The organism is Acidovorax sp. GW835-FHT14G06 (genome assembly GCF_058793595.1).
On the sequence record NZ_JBXAGA010000011.1, the window covers coordinates 181,946 to 202,763 of the forward strand.

Annotated in this window: 18 protein-coding genes and 1 tRNA gene; 14 read left to right on the forward strand and 5 right to left on the reverse strand. The window is 64.0% G+C overall.

Features of this window, described 5'->3' with window-relative positions; genetic code table 11:
- Positions 1 to 43: 43 nt before the first annotated feature.
- Positions 44 to 2,866, reverse strand: coding sequence for an EAL domain-containing protein (locus tag AC1Q64_RS19635; protein WP_492252493.1), 2,823 nt, complete (start codon positions 2,864 to 2,866; stop codon positions 44 to 46).
- Positions 2,867 to 3,113: 247 nt separating this feature from the next.
- A complete protein-coding gene (gbd, locus tag AC1Q64_RS19640) occupies positions 3,114 to 4,250 on the reverse strand; it encodes a 4-hydroxybutyrate dehydrogenase (RefSeq protein WP_492252494.1) in 1,137 nt (378 codons plus the stop codon).
- 97 nt (positions 4,251 to 4,347) lie between these two features.
- On the opposite strand from gbd, the gene AC1Q64_RS19645 reads away from it, so the two are divergent.
- The 3 genes from AC1Q64_RS19645 (at position 4,348) to AC1Q64_RS19655 (ending at position 7,111) form a co-directional block, all read left to right on the forward strand.
- Positions 4,348 to 5,220, forward strand: coding sequence for a 2-keto-4-pentenoate hydratase (locus AC1Q64_RS19645; protein WP_492252495.1), 873 nt, complete (start codon positions 4,348 to 4,350; stop codon positions 5,218 to 5,220).
- A gap of 62 nt (positions 5,221 to 5,282) precedes the next feature.
- A complete protein-coding gene (locus AC1Q64_RS19650) occupies positions 5,283 to 6,245 on the forward strand; it encodes an alpha/beta hydrolase (protein ID WP_492252496.1) in 963 nt (320 codons plus the stop codon).
- Between the two features lie 8 nt (positions 6,246 to 6,253).
- Positions 6,254 to 7,111 (forward strand): YbgC/FadM family acyl-CoA thioesterase, encoded by an 858-nt coding sequence (locus AC1Q64_RS19655; protein WP_492252497.1) that lies wholly within the window; start codon positions 6,254 to 6,256, stop codon positions 7,109 to 7,111.
- 63 nt (positions 7,112 to 7,174) lie between these two features.
- Here the strand turns inward: AC1Q64_RS19655 and ygfZ are convergent, their stop codons facing one another.
- Entirely contained in the window at positions 7,175 to 8,092 is a 918-nt protein-coding gene (ygfZ, locus tag AC1Q64_RS19660) for a CAF17-like 4Fe-4S cluster assembly/insertion protein YgfZ (protein ID WP_291436686.1), read from the reverse strand.
- Positions 8,093 to 8,137: 45 nt separating this feature from the next.
- Here ygfZ and mltG point away from each other — a divergent pair, with 45 nt between their 5' ends.
- From mltG to AC1Q64_RS19690, 6 genes are all read left to right on the forward strand, one after another.
- Positions 8,138 to 9,124, forward strand: coding sequence for an endolytic transglycosylase MltG (gene mltG / locus AC1Q64_RS19665; protein WP_492252498.1), 987 nt, complete (start codon positions 8,138 to 8,140; stop codon positions 9,122 to 9,124).
- 24 nt (positions 9,125 to 9,148) lie between these two features.
- Positions 9,149 to 9,826 carry a dTMP kinase gene (tmk, locus tag AC1Q64_RS19670; RefSeq protein ID WP_492252499.1) on the forward strand — a complete coding sequence of 226 codons (678 nt, stop codon included), beginning with the start codon at positions 9,149 to 9,151 and terminating at the stop codon, positions 9,824 to 9,826.
- Entirely contained in the window at positions 9,823 to 10,830 is a 1,008-nt protein-coding gene (locus AC1Q64_RS19675) for a DNA polymerase III delta subunit-related protein (protein WP_291436690.1), read from the forward strand. Before tmk ends, AC1Q64_RS19675 begins: the two co-directional genes overlap by 4 nt.
- A gap of 15 nt (positions 10,831 to 10,845) precedes the next feature.
- Complete coding sequence (locus AC1Q64_RS19680; protein ID WP_015013859.1) at positions 10,846 to 11,205, forward strand: PilZ domain-containing protein; 360 nt, start codon at positions 10,846 to 10,848, stop codon at positions 11,203 to 11,205.
- Between the two features lie 151 nt (positions 11,206 to 11,356).
- Positions 11,357 to 12,163: a TatD family hydrolase gene (locus tag AC1Q64_RS19685; RefSeq protein WP_291436695.1), complete on the forward strand. Its 807-nt coding sequence runs from the start codon at positions 11,357 to 11,359 to the stop codon at positions 12,161 to 12,163.
- Complete coding sequence (locus AC1Q64_RS19690) at positions 12,160 to 12,834, forward strand: ankyrin repeat domain-containing protein (RefSeq protein WP_492252500.1); 675 nt, start codon at positions 12,160 to 12,162, stop codon at positions 12,832 to 12,834. Before AC1Q64_RS19685 ends, AC1Q64_RS19690 begins: the two co-directional genes overlap by 4 nt.
- Positions 12,835 to 12,971: 137 nt before the next feature.
- Here the strand turns inward: AC1Q64_RS19690 and msbA are convergent, their stop codons facing one another.
- Positions 12,972 to 14,774, reverse strand: coding sequence for a lipid A export permease/ATP-binding protein MsbA (gene msbA, locus AC1Q64_RS19695; RefSeq protein WP_492252501.1), 1,803 nt, complete (start codon positions 14,772 to 14,774; stop codon positions 12,972 to 12,974).
- A gap of 140 nt (positions 14,775 to 14,914) precedes the next feature.
- Here msbA and tolB point away from each other — a divergent pair, with 140 nt between their 5' ends.
- The 5 genes from tolB to AC1Q64_RS19720 all read left to right on the forward strand — a co-directional run bounded on the left by tolB (position 14,915) and on the right by AC1Q64_RS19720 (position 18,557).
- The gene (gene tolB / locus AC1Q64_RS19700; protein ID WP_291436701.1) at positions 14,915 to 16,234 is read left to right on the forward strand and encodes a Tol-Pal system beta propeller repeat protein TolB; all 1,320 of its coding nucleotides are present in this window, start codon (positions 14,915 to 14,917) and stop codon (positions 16,232 to 16,234) included.
- Between the two features lie 44 nt (positions 16,235 to 16,278).
- Complete coding sequence (gene pal, locus AC1Q64_RS19705) at positions 16,279 to 16,821, forward strand: peptidoglycan-associated lipoprotein Pal (RefSeq protein ID WP_492252502.1); 543 nt, start codon at positions 16,279 to 16,281, stop codon at positions 16,819 to 16,821.
- Entirely contained in the window at positions 16,821 to 17,612 is a 792-nt protein-coding gene (gene ybgF / locus AC1Q64_RS19710; RefSeq protein WP_492252503.1) for a tol-pal system protein YbgF, read from the forward strand. The genes pal and ybgF overlap by 1 nt, the downstream gene beginning before the upstream one ends.
- A complete protein-coding gene (locus AC1Q64_RS19715) occupies positions 17,612 to 18,439 on the forward strand; it encodes a tRNA threonylcarbamoyladenosine dehydratase (protein WP_291436707.1) in 828 nt (275 codons plus the stop codon). The genes ybgF and AC1Q64_RS19715 overlap by 1 nt, the downstream gene beginning before the upstream one ends.
- 42 nt (positions 18,440 to 18,481) lie before the next feature.
- Positions 18,482 to 18,557 (forward strand) — tRNA-Lys (locus AC1Q64_RS19720).
- A gap of 1,110 nt (positions 18,558 to 19,667) precedes the next feature.
- On the opposite strand, the gene AC1Q64_RS19725 is transcribed toward AC1Q64_RS19720, so the two are convergent.
- Positions 19,668 to 20,348 carry a DNA/RNA non-specific endonuclease gene (locus tag AC1Q64_RS19725; protein ID WP_233247328.1) on the reverse strand — a complete coding sequence of 227 codons (681 nt, stop codon included), beginning with the start codon at positions 20,346 to 20,348 and terminating at the stop codon, positions 19,668 to 19,670.
- Positions 20,349 to 20,818: the final 470 nt, after the last annotated feature.

A 20,818-nucleotide genomic window follows, 5' to 3' on the forward strand; every position in this document is an offset into this window, starting at 1 on the left:
AAGCGCGTGTGCCGTGGGCGCTCCTGCGCTGGCGGCAGGAATATCAGGCCGAGGCAGGGCGACGTGCAGCCTCCTGCACAGCCCGGGCGGCATGGCGTGCTGCGTGGTCCCGGGCCCAAGACAGCACATCGGCCGCAGGCATGGGCCGGGCAATGCCGTAACCCTGCGCGCGTTCGCAGCCTAGCTCCAGCAGCTTGGCGCTGTGCTCGGCGGTTTCGACCCCTTCAGCCACCACATGGCGGTGGAAAGCAGCTGCCAATGCCACGATGGCTTGGACGAGCGTGAGGTCGTCACCATCTTCCAGAATGCCGCGCACGAACGACTGGTCAATCTTGATCGTCTCGGCGGGCAGGCGCTTGAGGTAGGACAGGGACGAAAAGCCGGTGCCAAAGTCGTCCAGTGCAAAACGCACGCCCAGGGCCTGGCAGCTTTGCATCATGCGGCGCATGTACTGCATGTCTTCGAGCGCGGCCGATTCCAGAATCTCCAGCTCCAGCCGCATGGGGGACACCTCGGGGCAGGTGTGCAGGATGTCCTTGAGACGTTGCACGAAGTTCGGGCGGTGAAAGTGGGCCGCCGCGATGTTGACGCTGACCTCCCAGGTCATGCCCGCATCGGTCCATTGCCGCATCTGCGCCAGGGCCTGGCGCAGCACCCATTCGCCTAGCTCGACCACGAGTTCGGTGTCTTCCACCAGGGGCAGCACATGCTGGGGGCCCAGCAGCCCTTCCTGCGGGTGTTGCCAGCGCAGCAGGGCTTCCATCCCGATGATCTCGCCCGTGCGCAGGTTGACCTTGGGCTGGTAGTGCAGCACCAGCTCGCCCGCGTGCAGGGCGCGGGCCACCCGGGTCTGGCGGGTGTGCTGAGTCTGCACAGCGTGGTCGCGCTGCACGTCAAACACGTGCAGCTGGCTGCGCCCGAAGCTTTTGGCCTGGCACATCGCTTGGTCGGCGTGGCGCAGAAGGGTGTCGGGGTTGGCGTCGTCTTGCGGAAACACCGCCACGCCAATGCTGACGGTGATGTTCACCATGCGGTCGTCAATCGCGTAGGGTGCGGCCAGTTGCTGTATCAGCACGGCCAGGCGTGCCTCGATGGCGGGCACATCGGGCTGTTCGCCCAGCAGCAGCACAAACTCGTCTCCACCCATACGGGCCACTGCTTCGTGGGCGGTGATGAAGGCACCCAGGCGCCGGGCCACCTCCTTGAGCAGGCGGTCACCCACGCGCTGGCCGAAAGTGTCGTTCACCGCCTGGAAGTGGTCCAGGTCCAGCATGCATACCGCCAGCAGCAGCTGCTTGTTGCGGGCCACAAACAGGGCGTGGGTGAGCTTCTCCGCCAGGGCAGTGCGGTTATAGAGCCCAGTCAGTGCATCGTGGCGGGCGTGCCAGGAGATCTGGTGGCGGAGGTCGCGCGTTTCGGTCACGTCTCGAAACACCAGTACGCAGCCCACGGCGTGGCCGTTGCCTTCGCGGATGGCGGCCGCCGTGTACTCGATCGCGTAGCGCTCGCCCGAGCGGTGGATCAGCACCTCGTAGGTGGCTTGCTGCAACATGCCCGGCAGCGTGTCGCGTTCGGCGGCTACGCTGGCGGTGCGGCTGGCAGGCTCTTCATAAAGCCGAAACACGTCGTCCAGCTGCCGGCCCAGCGCCTGTTCCGCCGTGAATCCGGTCATGAGCTGTGCTGCCTCGTTGATGGTCTCTATGCTCCCAACCAGGTCGGTGGTGATGACCCCGTCGCCGATGGAGGCCAGGGTGACCTCGGCACGCTCTTTTTCGTTGCGCAGAGCCTCCTGGGCTCGCTTGCGCTCGGTCACGTCCACCAGCGTGCCGATGGTCCCGGCCAGTTCACCGTTGGTGCTGGTGAACGGCGCTTCGTAGTAGGCCATGTCCAGCGGGGGCTGGTGGGGTGGGTGGATGCGGATTTCGTTGTTGTGTGCGCTGGCAATGCGGGCAGACCGCTCAGGCGCGAGTTCGGCGGGCAGGCTGGCGCCTGCGGCGCCATCAGCACCAGACTGGGACTGGAACAGGCGTTGCCATGCGCGGTTGGCGTCCAGGTAGGTGCCGTCGGCATGGCGCACAAACACCGGCAGGGGCAGGGCATCGATCAGCTGGCGGGTGAAGTGCAGTTGCTCGCTTTGCTGGCGCTGCGTTTCGTGAAGTGACAACACCAGGGACTGCACCTTGCCCGCCATGTCATTGAAGGTCTCGGCCATGGCACGGGATTCGAGCGTGCCCGTGACCTCCATGCGGGTGCTCAGGTAGCCCTGGCGAAACGCATCGGTGGCCTGGGCCAACCGCTGCAACATGCGGGCATTGGCGCGCAGCAACAACGTCAGCAGAAACAGGATGGTGAAGATGTTGAGCGCCGAGATGCGCGCCTGCACCAGCACCGTGGCCCACACCTGGTCCACCAGCGGCTGCGGGTGTGCCGTGACCGTCAGCCGCCCCGATGTGCCGTCCGCCAGCGCCAGGCCAGACTGCTGCACGGGAGCGGAAAGGTCCAGCCAGTCGGCGAACCACTTCGGAGCGACGGCGGGGTAGGGTGGGGCGGTGACCTCAATGGTGGGCTGGTCTGCGGCTTGCCATTTGATGGACGCAACGCCAGGAGCCGCTTGCGCCAGCCCCTCGGTCAGGACGCGGATCACGATGTCGGCATCTGGCGTGGGCACGGCGGCCAGGCGCAGCAGCAAAGGGTCGCTGGCGCGCCGCAGTTCGGTGGAGCCTTGGCGCAGTGCTTCGTCGGTTTCTGCGGCCAGCAGATAGTGGTAGCGCACCCCGGTGACCAGCAGGATGATCGCCACAATGGGCACATACAGCCGGGGGTAGGTGCCCCGCAGAAGCCAGGTGGTGAGATTTCCGGTGCGCATTGACGGTGGTCCTCCCCCACAACCCCAGGGTAATGAATGGTTAATTAATTGTTGACAGCGGGAAGTCTATCTTGTGAGAAGTTGTGAGTCGGTTTTTGCACAGCCCAACTTGCGGGTTGTGGCGAATGTGTGACGTTTTGTAAGCTCCGCCGCAATCCGAGGGTCCGCGACAGGACTTCCGAGGGCGCACATGGCTGCGCCGCCACAGCCTCGTGCGGTAGCAAGCGGTGGCGGCGCTGGCGGTGGGTCACAGTGACTGCATCAGCATGTCGCGGTATTCCTCGGGCGTGGCCACGCGGGGGTTGGTCTTGTGGCAGTGGTCGGCCATCGCACCCTTGATGATGTCGTCGAACATGCTTTCGGTCACGCCCATGGCGGCCAAGCCCGTGGGCAGGCCCAGGCGGGCGTTCATGTCGCGGATGGCTTCGGGGATGTCGCCTGCCGAGGCCACGGCCATGGCGTGGGCCATGCGCTCCAGGCGCTTTTCCTTCTGCACCGATTCCGCCCGCGCGTTGAAGCGGATCACGGCGGGCAAGAACATGGCGTTGAGGGTGCCATGGTGCAGGCGCGGGTTCACGCCGCCCAGGCTGTGGCTGAGCGAGTGCACGGCACCCAGGCCCTTCTGGAAGGCCATGGCGCCCTGCATGCTGGCGCTCATCATGTGCAGGCGCGCGTCGCGGTCGCTGCCGGTTTTGGTGGCCTGCTCGATGTGCGCCCAGCCGCGCGTGAGGCCGTCCAGGGCAATGCCGTCGGCGGGGGGGTTGAACGCGGCGGACATGAAGGTTTCCATGCAGTGCGCAATCGCGTCCATGCCCGTGGCGGCGGTGAGCATGGGGGGCAGGCCGAGGGTGAGTTCCGGGTCGCAGATCGCGGCCTTGGGCACCAGATGCCATGAGTGAAAACCGAGCTTGCGGTGGTCGTCCACGATGATGATGGCGCCGCGCGCCACCTCGCTGCCCGTGCCGCTGGTGGTGGGCACGGCGATCAGCGGCGCGGCGCGGTCGGTGATGCGCGGCGAGCCGCCTTCAATGGTGGCGTAGTGCGTCAGCGGCCCTTCGTGCGTGGCAGCAATCGCGATGCCCTTGGCGCAGTCGATGGCCGAGCCCCCGCCCACGGCGATCAGGCCGTCGCAGCCCTGGGCCTTGTACATGTCCACGGCGGCGCGCACGGCAGCTTCGGTGGGGTTGGAGGGGGTCTGATCAAACACGGCCACCGTCATGCCGGGCAGGGCGTCCAGCGCTTTTTGCAGCACGCCTGCGGCCTTCACGCCGGGGTCGGTCACGATCAGCGGGCGCGTGATGCCCACACGCTCGCATTCCTGCTTCAGCAGCTTGACAGCGCCGAATTCAAACTGGATCTGGGTGACGTAGTAGATGAAAGCCATGGTGCAACAGGGTGTGTGAATGGGAGTGCCAGCGATTACGATAGCTCGCCAGCCCTTGGAACGAGTGCTGAGCTCACTTTATAAGGAGGAGACACGCGTGAAAACGAAGCAAACCCTGATGGCGACCCTGGTAGCCGTCGCATCTGTGACAACAAGCGCCCAGGCCCAGTGCCTCACCGACGCGCAGGCCGCCGACCTGGTGGCCAACTATGTGGCCAAGACGCCAGCCGCCAACCCCGAGAACCTGACGGACGCCGACGGCGCCTGCACACGCGGCAAGGTTAACGCCTTGCTGGCCCAGCGCATGGGCAAGGTGATTGGCTACAAGGCGGGCCTGACCAACCCTGCCGTGCAAAAGCGCTTCAACACCGACAAGCCTGTGTGGGGCAAGCTCTACGAGGGCATGGTGCTGCCCAGTGGCGCCACGGTGGATGCAGCCTTCGGTGCCCGCCCCTTGTACGAGGCCGACATGCTGGTGCGCGTGAAAAGCGCCGCCATCAACCAGGCCAAGACCCCCATGGAAGTGCTGGACGCCGTGGACCAGATCATTCCCTTTATCGAGCTGCCCGACCTGATGGTGCAGGCGCCGCCCAAGCTCAACGGCGCGGGCGTGACCGCCATCAACGTGGGCGCGCGCCTGGGGGTGGCGGGTGCCCCGATTGCGGTGCCGGCGTACCGGGGCGAGCGTTTTGCCATGCTGAAGGCGCTGGCCGACATGGATGTATCGCTGACTGATGGGGCTGGCGTGCGCCTGGGCGGCGGCAAGGGCAGCGACATCCTGGACCACCCGCTCAATGCCGTGGTATGGCTGGCAGGCGCTTTGGCCCAGGAGGGCCTGGCCATGCAACCGGGCGATCTGATCAGCCTGGGCTCGTTCTCTGCATTGCTGCCGCCCAAGGCTGGTTTGTCGGTGACGGCCACCTACGACGGCTTGCCCGGCGCAGCACCCGTGCGACTGAGCTTCAAGTAACCCACCCCCTGATCGGCCTGCCGCCTTGCGGGCCGTTGTCTTTTTTGCCGAGACCCCGACCGTTGACCGACCTGCACATCCACCACACCCGCCTCACCCCCCAGATGCGCAGCGTGCTCGAACGCATGGCCCGCGCGGGGCACCCACCGCTGCACACGCGCACGCCGCAGGAGGCACGCATCGCTTACCAGGCGGGCGCGGATGTGCTGGAGGTGCCCAAGGCCGCACTGGCGCGGGTGGAGGACCTGCAGATCCCGGCCCGCGACGGCGCCATGCTGCCCGCACGGCTGTACGCGCCCAGCACCGACAAGGGCTTGCCCGTGCTGCTGTACACGCACGGCGGCGGCTTCACCATTGGCAACATCGCCACGCACGACATTCTGTGCCGCGAGCTGGCGCGCCTCGCTGGCTGCATGGTGGTGTCGCTGGACTACCGGTTAGCGCCGGAGCACCGCTTTCCCACCGCCAGCAACGATGCCTGGGATGCGTTGCAGTGGCTCGCGGCAAACGCTGGGAGCCTGGGCGCAGACCCGCAGCGCCTGGCCGTGGGTGGCGACAGCGCAGGCGGCACACTGGCCGCCGTCAACGCCATCCTGGCGCGCGATGCGGGCCTGCCGCTGGCGCTGCAACTGCTGATCTACCCCGGCTGCGCTGCGCACCAGGACACTCCTTCGCACGCCACCTTTGCACGTGGCCTGGTGCTGGAGGAACCCGCCATCAGCTGGTTCTTTGGCCATTACGTGACCACCCGCGAGGAGCGCGAGGACTGGCGTTTTGCGCCGCTGCTGGCGCCGGACGTGGAGGGCGTGGCGCCCGCGTGGATCGGCCTGGCCGAATGCGACCCGCTGGTGGACGAAGGCGTTGACTATGCCGACAAGCTGCGCCTGGCGGGCGTGCCCGTGGACCTGGACATCTACCGGGGCGTGACCCACGAATTCATCAAGATGGGCCGCGCCATCCCCGAAGCGCGCAAGGCCCATGCCGACGCAGCCCGCGCGCTGCGCTTCGCTTTTCACCTGGAGTAAACGAACCCATGCAACGCAGTGATTTCCGTTGTTTCCACCGCCTGCGCGTGCGCTGGGCCGAGGTGGACATGCAAAAGATCGTGTTCAACGCGCACTACCTGATGTACGTGGATACCGCCATGTCCGAGTACTGGCGCGCGCTGGCGCTGCCGTACGAGGCGAGCATGCTGGCACTGGGCGGCGAGATGTATGTGAAGAAGGCGACGGTGGAGTACCACGCCTCAGCGCGGCTCGACGACACGCTGGACGTGGGCCTGAAGTGCGCGCGCATCGGCAACTCGTCGTGCCTGTTCACGGCGGGCATCTTTTGTGGCGACCGGCTGCTGATTTCTGCCGAGCTGGTCTATGTGTTTGCCGACCCAGCCACGCAGACCTCGCGCCCGGTGCCACCCACACTGCGCGCGATCTTTGAAGGTTTTGAAGCGGGCGCTGAGATGGCCGAGGTGCGCACCGGCGATTGGAACACCTTGGGTCGCGATGCAGGCCGCGTACGCACCGATGTGTTTGTGCATGAGCAGGGCATTCCGGCCGAGGTCGAGGCCGATAGGCACGACATCTCGGCGCGCCACGCTGTGCTGTACAACCGGCTGGGCATGCCGGTGGCTGCGGGCCGCCTGCTGCAGCATGCACCCGGAGTGGGCCGCATCGGCCGCATGGCGGTGGACCGGTCGGTGCGCGGTGCGCAGTGGGGCCGCCAATTGCTGGATGCGCTGGTGGACGCGGCGCGTGCCCGGGGCGATGCCGAAGTGCAATTGCACGCCCAGCGCAGCGCCGAGGGCTTTTACCGCCGCGCGGGGTTCACGGTGGTGGGCGAGCCGTACGAAGAGGCGGGCATTGCGCACATCGCCATGGCCCGCAAGCTTTGATGGTTTGCTATTAAAAGGAGAGCTACTCGGGCATGCTGGACTAGCGCCTGTGCCCGGTTTGGCTCAAATATCGTCCAGCAGCGGGTAGGGCAGGGGCTGGAGTGCCAGGGCCACGCCCTGTCCAGCACCTACCTGCAGGCTGCCTTCCTGCGCGGCCGTGATCTGCAAAGACACGATGGTGTCGAAGCCGCCGCCAGGCGCCGGGGCCACCTGCACCACGGTGCCGCAGGGCTGCTCCAGGTCGGTGGTGCTGAATACCTCGGCGCCCACGGCCACTTCGACCGCCGCATGGGCCACGTAGGCGCGGCGCTTGAGCGTGCCCCGGAATTGGCTGCGCGCGACCACTTCCTGGCCGGGGTAGCAGCCTTTCTTGAAGTTCACGCCGCCCACCGATTCGTAGTTGAGCATCTGGGGCACAAAGGCCTCGAACACGGGCGTGGTCAGCGTGGCTACGCCGCTCTTGACTTCGCTCCAGAGCCACAGCGTGGCATCCAGCGCGGGGCCTGCGGGCGCGGGCTCTGTGGCGGGGGCCACCCACAGTGCGCGCGGGGTGCCGTCGGCGGGGTACAGGTGCACAGCGGTCGCGGCGCCAAAATCGGCCTTGGTCCAGGCGGGTTGGGCGCCAGCAGCTACAGAGTTGACAGCGTCTCCGGCCACGCCATACAGAGCAAAGTCCGCTGTGGCATCCGTCAGCTTGGCTTTGGCGCGCAGCACAAACATCGACAAGCGCTTGAGCGTGGCGGGCAGCAGGTCGCGGCTGCAGACCAGAAGCACCTCGGTGGCGCTGCGCTTGAAACCGATGAAACTGGACTGCATGCGGCCCTTGGCCGACAAGAAGGCCGCGAGGCGGGCCTGGTCCATGCCGAGCAGGGCGAAATCCTGGGTGAGCTGGCCGTGCAGAAACTTGGCGGCGTCTTCGCCTTCCACGCGAATCACGCCGAGGTGGGACAGGGGGGCAATGCCATTCAAGTGATAGGTCATCGCTGAATTATGATGCCCTGATTCATACATATTGGTAGCAGGGTTGTGCGACGTTTACTGGCTTTGATCGTGTTGGTGGGGATCGCACTGGGCGGCGCTGCGTATTGGTGGCTGCACCAGCCGCTCGACGTGGGCCCCGAGCCGCTGGAGCTGGCCATCGAGCCCGGCACCACGCCGCGCGGCGTGGCCCGCGATGTGGTGGCGGCCGGGGTGAAGACGGACGCGCGTCTGCTCTACGCCTGGTTCCGCGTCTCGGGGCAAGACCGCGCCATCAAGGCGGGCAACTACGAAATCCCGCCCGGCACCACGCCCATCAGCTTGCTGCAAAAGCTGGCCCGGGGCGAAGAGGCCTTGCGCGCACTCACCCTGGTCGAGGGCTGGAACTGGCGCCAGGTGCGCCAGGCGCTGGCCAAGGAAGAGCAGATCAAGCACGATGCCGCCGCTCTGACCGACGAAGCGCTGATGGCCCAGCTGGGCCGCCCCGGCGTGGCGCCCGAGGGGCGGTTCTTCCCGGACACTTACACCTACGCCAAAGGCTCCAGCGACATTGCCTTGCTGCGCCGGGCGATGCACGCCATGGACCGCCATCTGGAGTCGGCCTGGGCCCAGCGTGCTGCTGATACCCCGCTCAAGTCGGCGGACGAGGCGCTGACTCTGGCCAGCATTGTCGAAAAGGAAACCGGCAAGGCCAGCGATCGGGGCCAGATTGCAGGCGTGTTTGCCAATCGCCTGCGCGTGGGCATGCTGCTGCAGACCGACCCCACGGTGATTTATGGCCTGGGCGAGAAGTTTGACGGCAATCTGCGCAAACGGGATCTGCAGACCGACACCCCCTGGAACACTTACACCCGCGCGGGCCTGCCACCCACGCCGATCGCCATGCCCGGCAAGGCCTCGCTGCTGGCCGCAGTGCAGCCGCAGGCCACGCGCGCGCTCTACTTTGTGGCCAAGGGCGACGGCACCAGCCACTTCAGTGCCTCGCTGGAGGAGCACAACCGCGCCGTCAACCGCTACCAGCGCGGGCAGCAGTAAACAGTTTCTTGAACCAAGGCGCCCATGTCACGACCCGGTCTGTTCATCACGTTTGAAGGCATCGACGGTGCAGGCAAGTCCTCGCACATCGAAGGCCTGGCCTCGGCCTTCCGCACCCAGGGCCGTACTGTCACCGTGAGCCGCGAGCCCGGCGGCACCCCGCTGGCCGAGAAGCTGCGCGAGATGGTCCTCAACGACCCGATGGACGCGCTCACCGAGTCCTTGCTGATATTTGCAGCCCGTCGCGACCACCTGCGCAATGTCGTTGAACCCGCGCTGGCGCGGGGCGAAGTGGTGCTGTGCGACCGGTTCACCGACGCCACCTTTGCCTACCAGGGCGCGGGGCGGGGCTTTGATCTGGGTGTGCTATCAACTTTGGAGCGCCTGGCGCAGACGGGATTAGCGCCTGCCGTCGATTTGATGCGTGAACCCGACCTGACGGTATGGTTTGACCTGGCCCCCGAGGTGGCGGCCGAGCGCTTGGCAGGCGCACGGGTGCCCGACCGCTTCGAGGCCCAGCCGGTCGAGTTCTTCCGCCGCGTAGCCCAGGGCTACGCCGACCGCGCCGCTGCGGCGCCCCAGCGTTTTGCACGTCTGGACGCGGCACAAGACAGACATCGCGTATGGCAGCAGCTCACCAGTGTGTTTGTGCGCAAGGGCTGGCTGGCCATCATGGTGGCCACACAGGGAGGCCCGCAATGAGCGGATCTGCCGTTGCGTTGGCGCCCTGGATTGCTGCACAGCGCACCAGCCTGCTGGCTCAGCGAGGCCATGCGTGGCTGTTGCAGGGGCCATCGGGCCTGGGCCAGTACGCCCTGGGCCTGGAGCTGGTCCGCGCATGGTTGTGCGATGCGCCGACAGAGCAGGGCGCCTGCGGCCACTGCGGCAGCTGCCATGCCATCGACGTGCGCACCCATGCCGACCTGTGCGTGCTGATGCCCGAGGTGCAAATGATGGCGCTGGGCTGGCCCTTGTCGGAAAAAGCCCAGGCCGACATCGACGACAAGAAGCGCAAGCCCAGCCGCGAGATCCGCGTGGAGGCCATGCGTGATGCGGTGGAGTTCTCCCAGCGTACCTCTGCGCGTGGCAAAGGCAAGGCGGTGCTGGTGTACCCGGCCGAGCAGATGAACCACATCACGGCCAACGCGCTGCTCAAGACACTGGAGGAGCCACCGGGTGACGTGCGTTTTGTGCTGGCCAGTGAGGCCGCGCACCAGCTGTTGCCCACCATCCGCAGCCGGTGCCTTGGCCACACCATGGTCTGGCCCGCGGAGCCCGACATGCTCACCTGGCTCCAGGCGCAGGGGATTGCCCGGGACGCGGCCACGTCTTTCCTGCGCGCAGCGGGTGGGCGGCCGGAGGATGCACTGGCGCTGGCCCAGTCGGGCCGCAGTCCGCAGGCTTGGGGCGCCCTGCCACAGGCCGTGGCGCGGGGCGACGTGACGGCCTTGGGCGACTGGGCTCCGGCCCAGGTGATCGACGCGCTGCAAAAGCTCTGCCACGACCTGCTGGCCGCCAGCGTGGGCGCTGCGCCCCGCTACTTTGCGCAGGCTGACTTGCCCAAGGCGCCGCCCCTGGGCGCGCTCACGCGCTGGTCGCGGGCGCTGTCCAAGGCCGCGCGCACGGCAGATCACCCGTTCAATGGCGGTCTCATGCTGGAGGCGCTTGTCGCCCAGGCGCGAAACACCCTACACTCCAAGCACTAAGCCGCACACCCACCCATGAGCAGTCCATCCACAGCGCCCCGCCCCAGCGTCATGCAGCTGGCCATCAAGGAAAAGGCAGCGCTTTACGCCGCCTATATTCCCTTTTTTGCCGAAGGGGGCATTTTTGTGCCCACCCAGCGTGACTACAAGCTGGGCGACGATGTGTACGTGCTGCTGACCTTGCCCGACGACACGCAGCGCTATCCGGTGGCAGGTCGTGTGGCCTGGGTGACCCCGGCGCGTGCTGCGGGCAACCGCACGCAAGGGGTGGGTATCCAGTTCCCCAAGGATGAAAAGTCTCGCCAGCTCAAGGCCAAGATCGAGGAATTGCTGGGAACTGCGCTGGGCTCCGACCGTCCTACCCAGACGATCTGACCCGCGCCACTGCCGCCCCTGTGCCGACCTGCGCTGGCTGGTCGGCATTTTTGTTTAGAGCGTGCGCTAACGAGGGTGTACCGGGCAGCAGTCTTGTGACAGCGCCTTGGGCTCTCATCCGCTGGCGCAGGCCCCATTGTTTTGAAACCGCATGTTCACTGATTCGCACTGTCACCTCAACTTCCCGGAGCTGGTCAGCCAGCTGCCCGCCATCCGCCAGGCCATGGCCGAGGCGCAGGTCACCCGGGCCCTGTGCATCTGCACCACCATGGAAGAGTTCGAGGGCGTGCACGCCTTGGCCCTGGCCCATGACAACTTCTGGAGCACGGTGGGCGTGCACCCCGACAACGAGGGCGTGACCGAGCCCTGCGTGCAGGATCTGCTGGACCGTGCTGCGTTGCCCCGCGTGGTAGCCATTGGCGAGACCGGGCTCGACTATTACGGCATGGAAGACCGCAAGGGCGGGCGCAGCATTGCCGACCTGGAGTGGCAGCGTGACCGTTTCCGTACCCACATCCGCGCGGCGCGTGCGTGTGGCAAGCCGCTCATCATCCACACGCGAAATGCATCGGACGATACCTTGTCCATCCTGCGTGAGGAGGGTGAAGACGGCCCGGGCAACCGTGCAGGTGGCGTGTTCCACTGCTTTACCGAATCGATGCAGGTCGCGCGAGCGGCACTGGACCTGGGCTACTTCATCTCTTTCTCGGGCATCGTCACATTCAAGAGCGCCCAGGAGCTGCGTGACGTGGTGGCCTTTGTTCCGCTGGACCGCATGCTCATCGAGACCGACAGCCCCTACCTGGCCCCAGTGCCCTACCGTGGCAAGACCAACAACCCCTCGTATGTGCCCCATGTGGCCCGGCAAGTGGCTGATACCAAAGGCCTGGCGCTGGAGGTGGTGGCAGAGGCCACCAGCCGTAATTTCGACACCTTGTTCCCGGGGGTGGTGGGATGAGCCTGCAACGACGTTCCGCCCTGGTGGCTGTGGCAGTGGGCATGGTGTCTGCCCGTGCCTGGGCAGGTGCCTACGAAGATTTTTTTGTGGCGGTCCTTCGCGACGATGGCGATGCCATCAACACACTCCTGCGTCGCGGTTTTGACCCCAACACGCGCGATCCCAAGGGGCAGGTGGGACTCATGATTGCCCTGCAAAACGGCGCGAACAAGGCCGTTGCTGCGTTGCTGGCATCCCGTCGGCTGAATGTGGAGGCCCGCAATGCCAAGGACGAAAGCCCGTTGATGATGGCTGCCATCAAGGGCAACGTGGAGGCCGTCAAGGCGCTCATCGCGCGCGATGCCGATGTCAACAAGACGGGCTGGACCCCGCTGCACTACGCCGCGTCGGCAGGTTCGCCGCAGCATGCTGTGATCATTTCCTTGCTGCTCGAAAACCACGCCTACATCGACGCAACATCGCCCAACGGCACCACGCCGCTGATGATGGCGGCGCATTACGGCTCTACCGAGGCCGTGCAATTGCTGCTGGACGAAGGGGCCGACCCCACGCTCAAGAACCAGCTGGGGTTGACCGCAGCAGATTTCGCATTGCGTGTGAGCCGGACTGAATCCGCAGAAAAGATTGCCGCCGCCATTCGGCGACGCCAGCCCAACCGGGGCAAGTGGTAGGTGCGACAGACGGCAGAGGCGCGCTGGCGAAAGGTGAGGGTGAGGGTGAGGGTGAGGGTGAGGGTGAGGGTGAGGGTGAGGGCCCGGCGGCTGTGGTGAGGCCAGAGGCTGCGAGGCTGCCCCTGGCCTTACGTGGATTACTCGGCGATGGTCCCCGCGCCAGACGCCGCGCGTGACTGTAAGCGCGCATAGAGCCCGCCCTGCGCGATCAACTCGCTGTGGGTGCCTTGCTCCGCGATCCGTCCGCGCTCCATCACCACCACCCGGTCAGCATGCTCGATGGTAGACAGCCGGTGCGCAATGACCAGGGTGGTGCGACCCTGCATCAGGCGCTGCAGGGCTTCCTGCACGAGTCTTTCCGACTCGGTGTCGAGGGCCGATGTGGCTTCGTCGAGGATGAGGATGGGGGCGTCCTTGTACAGGGCGCGTGCAATGGCCAGCCGCTGGCGCTGACCGCCCGACAATTGCGTGGCGTTGTGCCCCACCATGGTGTGGATACCCTTCGGGAGACCCGCCACATGTTCGGCCAGGTTGGCGGCAGCCAGGCACTGCAGCACACGGGTTTCGTCCACGGTCTGGCCCAGCGCCACATTGGTGGCAATGGTGTCATTGAACATCACCACATCCTGGCTCACCATGGCAAATTGCGACCGGAGGGAGGCCAGGTCCCAGTCTGGCAACGCGTGACCATCGACCGCGATGGTGCCTGCCGACGGCATGACAAAACGGGGCAGCAGGTTGACCAGCGTGGTCTTGCCGGCGCCAGACGGCCCCACCAGCGCCACGATCTCGCCGGGAGCCACCTGCAAGGTCACACCGTCCAGCGCGGGGGCATGGTCGGGGCCGAACGATACGGCGACATTGCTCAGTGTGAGCGCGCCCTGCACGCGGTCCTTGCGGTAGGTTCCACCGGTTTCTGCGCCCGTGTCGCCCAGCAGGCCCAGGCCGCGCTCCAAGGCGGCTACGCCCCGCGTGACGGGGCTGGCCACATCGGCCAGGCGCCGGATGGGCGCGATGAGCATCAGCATGGCAGTGATGAACGACACAAACCCGCCCACGGTCACGTCTTTCACATCGACCGCACCTCGGCTCTGCCATAACGCAATGCAGATCACCACCGACAGCGCGGCTGCCGCCAGCAACTGGGTCAGCGGTGTCATGGCCGCTGAGGCGATGGTGGATTTGATGGCCAGGCGGCGCAGGCTGCGACTCAGGTCTGCAAAGCGCTGAGCCTGCCCCCCTTGTGCCCCATGCAAGCGCACCATGCGGTGCGCGAGCACGTTTTCTTCGACCACATAAGCCAGCTCATCCGTGGCCTGCTGGCTGCTCTTGGTCAGGTGGTACAGCCGCCGCGACAGGGTCTTCATGATCCAGGCCACCCCTGGAACGACGACGGCAACGATCAGCGTCAGCTGCCAGTTGAGGTACAGCAAATAGACCAGCAGTGCGACCAGCGTGAAGCCGTCACGTGACAGGCCCAGCAGAGCCTGCACCAGCAACGTGGCTCCGGTCTGCACCTCATACACCACGGTGTTGGAGAGTGCGCTGGCCGACTGCCGCGTAAACAAGCCCATCTCTGCGGCCAGGACGCGATCAAACAGCGCCTGGCGCAGTATCAGCATGCCTTCATTGGCGATACGCGCCAGTGCATACTGGCCCACAAACTGGGCCACGCCGCGCACGAAGAAAACCCCCAGAATCGCCAGGGGCACCATCCACAGTTGCAGGGTGCCCTGGGTGAACCCTTTGTCCAGCAGCGGCTGCAACAGAGCAGGGATCAACGGCTCCGTGATGGCGCCCACCAGCGTCGCGACAATGGCCAGACTCCAGGCCATTCGTTGATCGCCAAAATACACCGACAGCCGCTTCAGGCGCGCCATCAAGGTAGTTGGGGGAGTAGGGTCGGTGGCGGGCGTGGCGCCCGTGTCGGTGGCTTGCATGTCGCCCGGATTCTACGTTTGTGCCATGTGCGGCCCGTCCACCTGGGTGAGCCGCGCACAGTTTGTCACAGGGGGCTCGCCGCTGTGTGTAACATTCGGGTTTGCCCTTTCGGCACTTGTTCGGCCACTGCTGGATGCCAATGACCACAGATCGAATCTCCCAACACCCATCTTCTGCAGCCCCGCTGCTTCCCTTGCGCCGCCAGTTGCTGGCCGCACTCATCGCATCACCTTCCATTCCAGCCCTTGCGCAGTTCCGTGTGGAAGTCACCGGCGTCGGGCTTACTCAGTTGCCCATTGCCATCGTTCCGTTTCGGGGGGAGGCCCAATCGCCCCAAAAAATTGCGGCCATCGTCCAGGCCGACCTGGAGCGAAGCGGGCAGTTTCGCGCCATTGACGCCTCCGGAGCAGCGCTGGACGAAACCGCGCGGCCAGACGTCGCGCTGTGGCGCCAGAAAAGTGCGGATTCGCTGGCCACTGGCAGCGTTACGCGTTTGGCCGATGGACGTTTTGATGTGCGTTTTCGTTTGTGGGATGTGGTCAAGGGCCAAGACCTGGGCGGACAGAGTTTTGTGGTCACACAGGGCGACCTGCGCCTGGTGTCGCACCGCATTGCCGACTTCATCTACGAAAAGCTCACGGGTGAGCGCGGTATCTTCTCGACGCGCATTGCCTATGTGACCAAAACTGGACCCCGCTACAGCCTGTGGGTGGCGGATGCCGACGGCGAGAACGCGCAGTCTGCGCTGTCGAGCCCCGAACCCATCATCTCGCCCGCATGGTCGCCCAATGGAGGGCAACTGGCCTATGTGTCGTTCGAGTCGCGCAAACCGGTTGTTTATGTGCATGACGTGGCCACGGGTCGCAGGCGCTTGATCGCGAACTTCCGCGGCTCCAACAGTGCGCCAGCCTGGGCGCCAGACGGCCGCACGCTGGCCGTCACCCTGAGCCGCGATGGGGGATCGCAGCTGTACACCATTGATGCCAACGGCGGTGAGCCTCGCAGGTTGATGCAGAGCGCAGGTATTGACACGGAGCCTGTGTTCTCGGGCGACGGCCGCAGCATTTTCTTTGTGAGTGACCGTGGGGGTGCGCCGCAAATCTACAAGGTGGGTACGTCTGGGGGGAATGCGGAACGCGTGACCTTCACCGGCACCTACAACATCTCTCCCAGTGTGAGTCCAGACGGTCGCTGGCTGGCCTATATTTCCCGCGTGGGCGGTGCCTTCAAGCTTCATGTCATGGATTTGTCCACCGGTACCGTCAATGCCGTGACTGACACGACGGCAGACGAAAACCCCAGCTTTGCACCTAACAGTCGCCTCATTGTGTACGCAACCCAGCAACAGGGCCGTGAAGCCCTCATGACCACCACTTTGGACGGCAAGATCAAAGCACGCCTCGCAGGTCAGGCGGGTGACATCCGCGAACCGGACTGGGGTCCGTTCCAAAAGCAATGAACTTATCAGTACTTTCAGTTATCAAGCCTTCAGGAGAAATTTGGATGATCAAACGTTTTACCCTTGCCCTCACCGTTGCCGCGCTCGTGGCGGGCTGCAGCTCTGGCGTGAAGCTGGACGATGTGCCGGTGGAAGACAAAAACGCCACCTCCACCATGGGTGGGGCCAACAGCGGTGCCAATTCCGGCAATACCTCGCAAAGCGGCGTGGCGGGTGTGGACCTCGGCCAGTCCGGCCGTGACGGTGCAGGCCCCGTAGGGGTCGCGCGCGTCGTGTACTTCGACTACGACAGCTACGTGATCAAGCCCGAGTTCCAGTCGCTGATCGAAGCGCACTCGCGGTTCATCAAAGCAGCTCCTAACCGCAAGGTCATGATCGAAGGCCACACCGATGACCGAGGTGGCCGCGAGTACAACCTGGCACTGGGCCAGAAGCGTGCAGAAGCCGTGCGCCGTTCGCTCGGCTTGCTGGGAGTGCCTGACAGCCAGGTCGAGGCCGTGAGCTTTGGCAAGGAGAAGCCTGCAGCACAAGGCAGCACCGAAGACGCACGCGCTCAAAACCGTCGCGCTGAACTGTCGTACCGTTGATGCAATCCGCTGCACCGGCCTTCTCGCTGAAGGCAATCGCGACAGCGGCGTTGCTCGCGGTGTCGCTGTCCTCAGTCCATGCGGCCATCTTTGAAGATGGCGAGGCGCGACGGGCTATCCTGGAAATGCGCCAGCGTGTTGATGGGTTGCAGTCCTCTCAACAGCGCTCCGCAGAAGAGGTGCGCAAACTGGGTGAAGAAAACGCGCAGTTGCGTCGCAGCTTGCTGGATTTGCAGACGCAGATAGAGACCTTGCGCGCAGAGCAGGCCAAGCTCAATGGCCAGAACGAACAGCTGTTGCGCGATGTGGGTGAGCTACAGCGTCGGCAGAAAGACATCGCGCAGGGCGTTGATGAGCGGTTGCGACAGTTCGAGCCCATCAAGGTCAATGTGGATGGCCGCGATTTCCAGGCAGACCCTGCCGAAAAGCGTGATTTTGAAGCAGCCCTGGCGGTTTTTCGCTCAGGCAAATTCCCTGAGGCGAGTGTCGCCTTCGCTGGTTTCGTGCGGCAGTATCCACGCAGCGGCTACGTGCCCTCTGCGCGTTTTTGGTTGGGAAATGCCCAGTACGCCACCCGTGAGTACAAGGAGGCAATTGGCAATTTCAAGCAAATGCTGACTGATGCGCCCACGCATGCTCGTGCGCCCGAGGCAGCGCTGTCCATCGCCAATTGCCAGATTGAGCTCAAGGACACGCGTACTGCGCGCAAGACATTGGAAGACTTGATACGCGCTTATCCCCAGTCTGAGGCAGCTGTAGCCGCCAAAGAACGACTTTCGCGGCTCAAGTAATGGTGGGTGATGTGGCTTTGGCCTCGCAAGCTGCGCCAGACGATGACGCGGAGCTGGTGCTGGAGCGCCGCTTTGGTGGGCTCCAGCGGCTCTATGGAGTGCAGGGTGCCGCCAGAATTCGTTCCGCTCACGTGGCTGTGGTTGGTATTGGTGGTGTCGGATCGTGGGCTGCAGAGGCCCTCGCGCGCAGCGGCGTCGCGCAAATTACCCTGATCGACTTGGACCATGTGGCCGAATCCAACATCAACCGCCAGATCCATGCGCTGACCGATACGGTGGGACAGGCAAAGGTTTTGGCCATGCGTGATCGCATCGCGCAAATCCACCCGGGTTGCATTGTTCATTGTGTCGAAGAGTTTGTGGAGCCAGGAAACTGGCCGGGCTTGCTGCAGACGCCGATAGACGCTCTCATTGATGCCTGTGACCAGATCAAGGCCAAAACTGCACTGTCCGTATGGGCGCAGGCCCATGGCGTGCTGCACATCACCGTGGGTGCCGCAGGGGGAAAGCGGCATGCGCACAAGGTGGATGTGGATGATCTTGCGCTGACCACCCACGATCCTCTGCTAGCGCAACTGCGCTATCAGATGCGCAAACACCACGGAGCTCCGCGAGAAGGAAAGAAGATCGGGGTCCCCTGCGTTTTCAGTCGGGAGGCCGTGGCACCGCCAGACGCGTCTTGCAATATCGATGGCGATGGTTCGTTGAACTGTCACGGGTATGGATCGGTGGTTGCTGTGACTGCTACCTTCGGCCAATGTGCAGCGGGCTGGGTGCTCGACAAACTTGCAACGAGTTCCAGGTTTGCTGAAAAAAAGACGCTATAATCCAAGGCTTTGCAGCAATCAATGCGATGGCTGCAACCGGTCGGGACGTTAGCTCAGTTGGTAGAGCAGCGGACTTTTAATCCGTTGGTCACAAGTTCGAATCTTGTACGTCCTACCACCAACACATTGTAGATATTAGAAAGCCTGCTATTTAAAACATAGCGGGCTTTTTTCCATTTTGGGGCTGGTGACAGTCTGGTGACAGTTTCAAAGTTGATGAGCGGAAGTTGCAACCAACGCACCCGGAGCCTGAAGTGGTGTTCAAGTGGCTTATCAGGGGCCCTTTGATACTTGGGCACTGACTGTGCAATCGGTCTGGTGCGAGAACACCGTAACTCAGCCCCAGACGCGTCTAACGGACAGTTTTTGGTCAACTCTGCACCGACTTTGCGGAGCCTGCTCTGGTCAGAGTGTCATTTCCAAGTTCGACGCACTGCTTCATCGCTCATCCATCGGAAAGGGTGCTCGCGCCTTGAGCGCAGTGAATTGGGAAGCACCTCTTCAATCGCGGCTTCGACGAGCGCTCTCAATGAGGACCCAGGTTTCCCGACTGTGCACGCGTTCACGACAAGATCCCCTTGGCGGTAAATCAGCTTGAGCCGTTCCTGAAAGTACGCCCTCGCTCCGCTGTCCCATGCCTCACGGAACACTTTGCTCCTGTAAAGGCGAGTGGCCTGACCGAGCGAGCATTGATAGGGGGATGGCGTTGATCAAGTAAAGCTGGGTCTCGTTCTTATTCCAACACGGAGGCACGAGCAATCCGGCTCGTTTGCGGATGTGGCGCCCCGTCACCCCATTTGCGGGTCAGGGCGTGTACGGCTGCCTGGACCCGTATTCATCGATGTGGGGTGACTCCAAGACGAGCAGGATGCATTGGACTTCGCTGCACCTTTCCGGCAGTGCCTGTGCCACCGAACTCCAGTCCCTCAGATCAGTTAGCTGTGAAATGCGGCCAACTAACCTGTCTGGACACTCACGTCGATCAAAGTTCGGTGTGGAACTCGGGCACACGCTGTGGACGGACCTCTCGAAATCAGCAGGAGTGAAAGCAGCGGGGGTTTTCATGGAGCGCAGCTTGCCCCTTCGTGGGCCGATATCGAAGAATTGCGACCCTCGAGGATATGACGTTTTCTCACGGATTCAAGACATGTGTACATGTGTGGACGCAGCCTGTCATCTGTGGCATGAGAGCTTCTGGCTGCGTTAAACTACATAGTCGCGCCTGGGCTTAGCGCTGCTGACCACCTTTGTTTAAGAACTCAATCCCCGTGCGTTTGACCAGTTCCTGATAGCTGATCGGTGGCCCAGCTACCTCACGCTCACGGTTCGCCTGCCAATGCGCCCATGCCCGCTGTGTCGTCGCGTCGTACACCAGCTTGTAGAGATAGGTCGGCACGCGCACGCCGTTGTCTCCAACGCGCGGACTGCTCTCGGTGAAAACGGGACCTGTGATCACAAACACATCCCCCTTGGCCCGCTTTACATAGTGCCGCGTGTCCTGCTCAATCTTGTTCCAGGCGCCACCGTTGTGCTGAGCATTCTGGGGGACCATATTCGCCAAACTGAAGCTCTGGGCCATGGCCGTTGGCGTTGGCATATCTCCCGCAGGTGCCATGTGCCCACGGCTGTAGCCAGAGTTCTTGTAGTCCTCCAGCTCCGCCCGTTCGCCACTGGGCAAGCGCGCATCCGCAAAGAACCGCTTGGCACGCTTCTCATCGGCATCCTCGATGAGCTTGCGGTTCAAGCGTTGGGCTACGAACACCGGTGTCTTGGTAGTACCGGAGTGCAGTATCGCAAACGCTTCATAGCAAAGCTCGCGCAGCTGTGGCCGGGGCGTGATGGCCGGAGGAGTTCCATTCGCAAAGAACTGCGGGCATTGCGCAAAGGAGGTGGGTTCGGGCGTGAGCAGCGCCGCACTGTCGAACTGCTGAGAACGTGCCCAGGAAAGATTCGGGAGAGCAATGCCGGCAAGAGACAGGGCCAGCACAGCCGCCAGGCGCACACGGCCTGGACAAGAGAAAAAACGATTCACAGAAGAGGCGAGCAAGTGGAAAAAAAAGATGCCAGATTGGAGCACCGTTCACGGTTCGCTTCTGGCCCGAATGCTCAGATCCTGCAGGGATTTACAGCTGCTTGCAGAGTGGGGGGCACAAACAGAAAGGGCTCCCCAAAGGGAGCCCGATCTGCCTGCCCGCCCCTGCGGTTCAGTGAACACTCCCCACGGCACCAGCACCCGCAAATGCGATGTGCCACCACCATGGGAAGTCTTGCAACTGCTTCAATTCAACCCAAGCAGTTGGTATGCCAAGTTCCATGGCGCTGAATTCGCCAAAGGGTGAGGGCTTCTTCATGCATCACACTGATTCGACAGGTAACTCT

What these genes read in the sequence shown, in the direction of transcription:
- ygfZ (WP_291436686.1), bottom strand. Translation starts at nt 8,092, where the DNA reads ATGACCTATCACTTGAATGGCATTGCCCCCCTGTCCCACCTCGGCGTG.
- AC1Q64_RS19690 (WP_492252500.1), top strand. Translation starts at nt 12,160, where the DNA reads ATGAGCCTGCAACGACGTTCCGCCCTGGTGGCTGTGGCAGTGGGCATG.
- AC1Q64_RS19635 (WP_492252493.1), bottom strand. Translation starts at nt 2,866, where the DNA reads ATGCGCACCGGAAATCTCACCACCTGGCTTCTGCGGGGCACCTACCCC.
- msbA (WP_492252501.1), bottom strand. Translation starts at nt 14,774, where the DNA reads ATGCAAGCCACCGACACGGGCGCCACGCCCGCCACCGACCCTACTCCC.
- gbd (WP_492252494.1), bottom strand. Translation starts at nt 4,250, where the DNA reads ATGGCTTTCATCTACTACGTCACCCAGATCCAGTTTGAATTCGGCGCT.
- ybgF (WP_492252503.1), top strand. Translation starts at nt 16,821, where the DNA reads ATGCAATCCGCTGCACCGGCCTTCTCGCTGAAGGCAATCGCGACAGCG.
- AC1Q64_RS19685 (WP_291436695.1), top strand. Translation starts at nt 11,357, where the DNA reads ATGTTCACTGATTCGCACTGTCACCTCAACTTCCCGGAGCTGGTCAGC.
- AC1Q64_RS19655 (WP_492252497.1), top strand. Translation starts at nt 6,254, where the DNA reads ATGCAACGCAGTGATTTCCGTTGTTTCCACCGCCTGCGCGTGCGCTGG.
- pal (WP_492252502.1), top strand. Translation starts at nt 16,279, where the DNA reads ATGATCAAACGTTTTACCCTTGCCCTCACCGTTGCCGCGCTCGTGGCG.
- AC1Q64_RS19680 (WP_015013859.1), top strand. Translation starts at nt 10,846, where the DNA reads ATGAGCAGTCCATCCACAGCGCCCCGCCCCAGCGTCATGCAGCTGGCC.
- AC1Q64_RS19715 (WP_291436707.1), top strand. Translation starts at nt 17,612, where the DNA reads ATGGTGGGTGATGTGGCTTTGGCCTCGCAAGCTGCGCCAGACGATGAC.
- tolB (WP_291436701.1), top strand. Translation starts at nt 14,915, where the DNA reads ATGACCACAGATCGAATCTCCCAACACCCATCTTCTGCAGCCCCGCTG.
- AC1Q64_RS19675 (WP_291436690.1), top strand. Translation starts at nt 9,823, where the DNA reads ATGAGCGGATCTGCCGTTGCGTTGGCGCCCTGGATTGCTGCACAGCGC.
- tmk (WP_492252499.1), top strand. Translation starts at nt 9,149, where the DNA reads ATGTCACGACCCGGTCTGTTCATCACGTTTGAAGGCATCGACGGTGCA.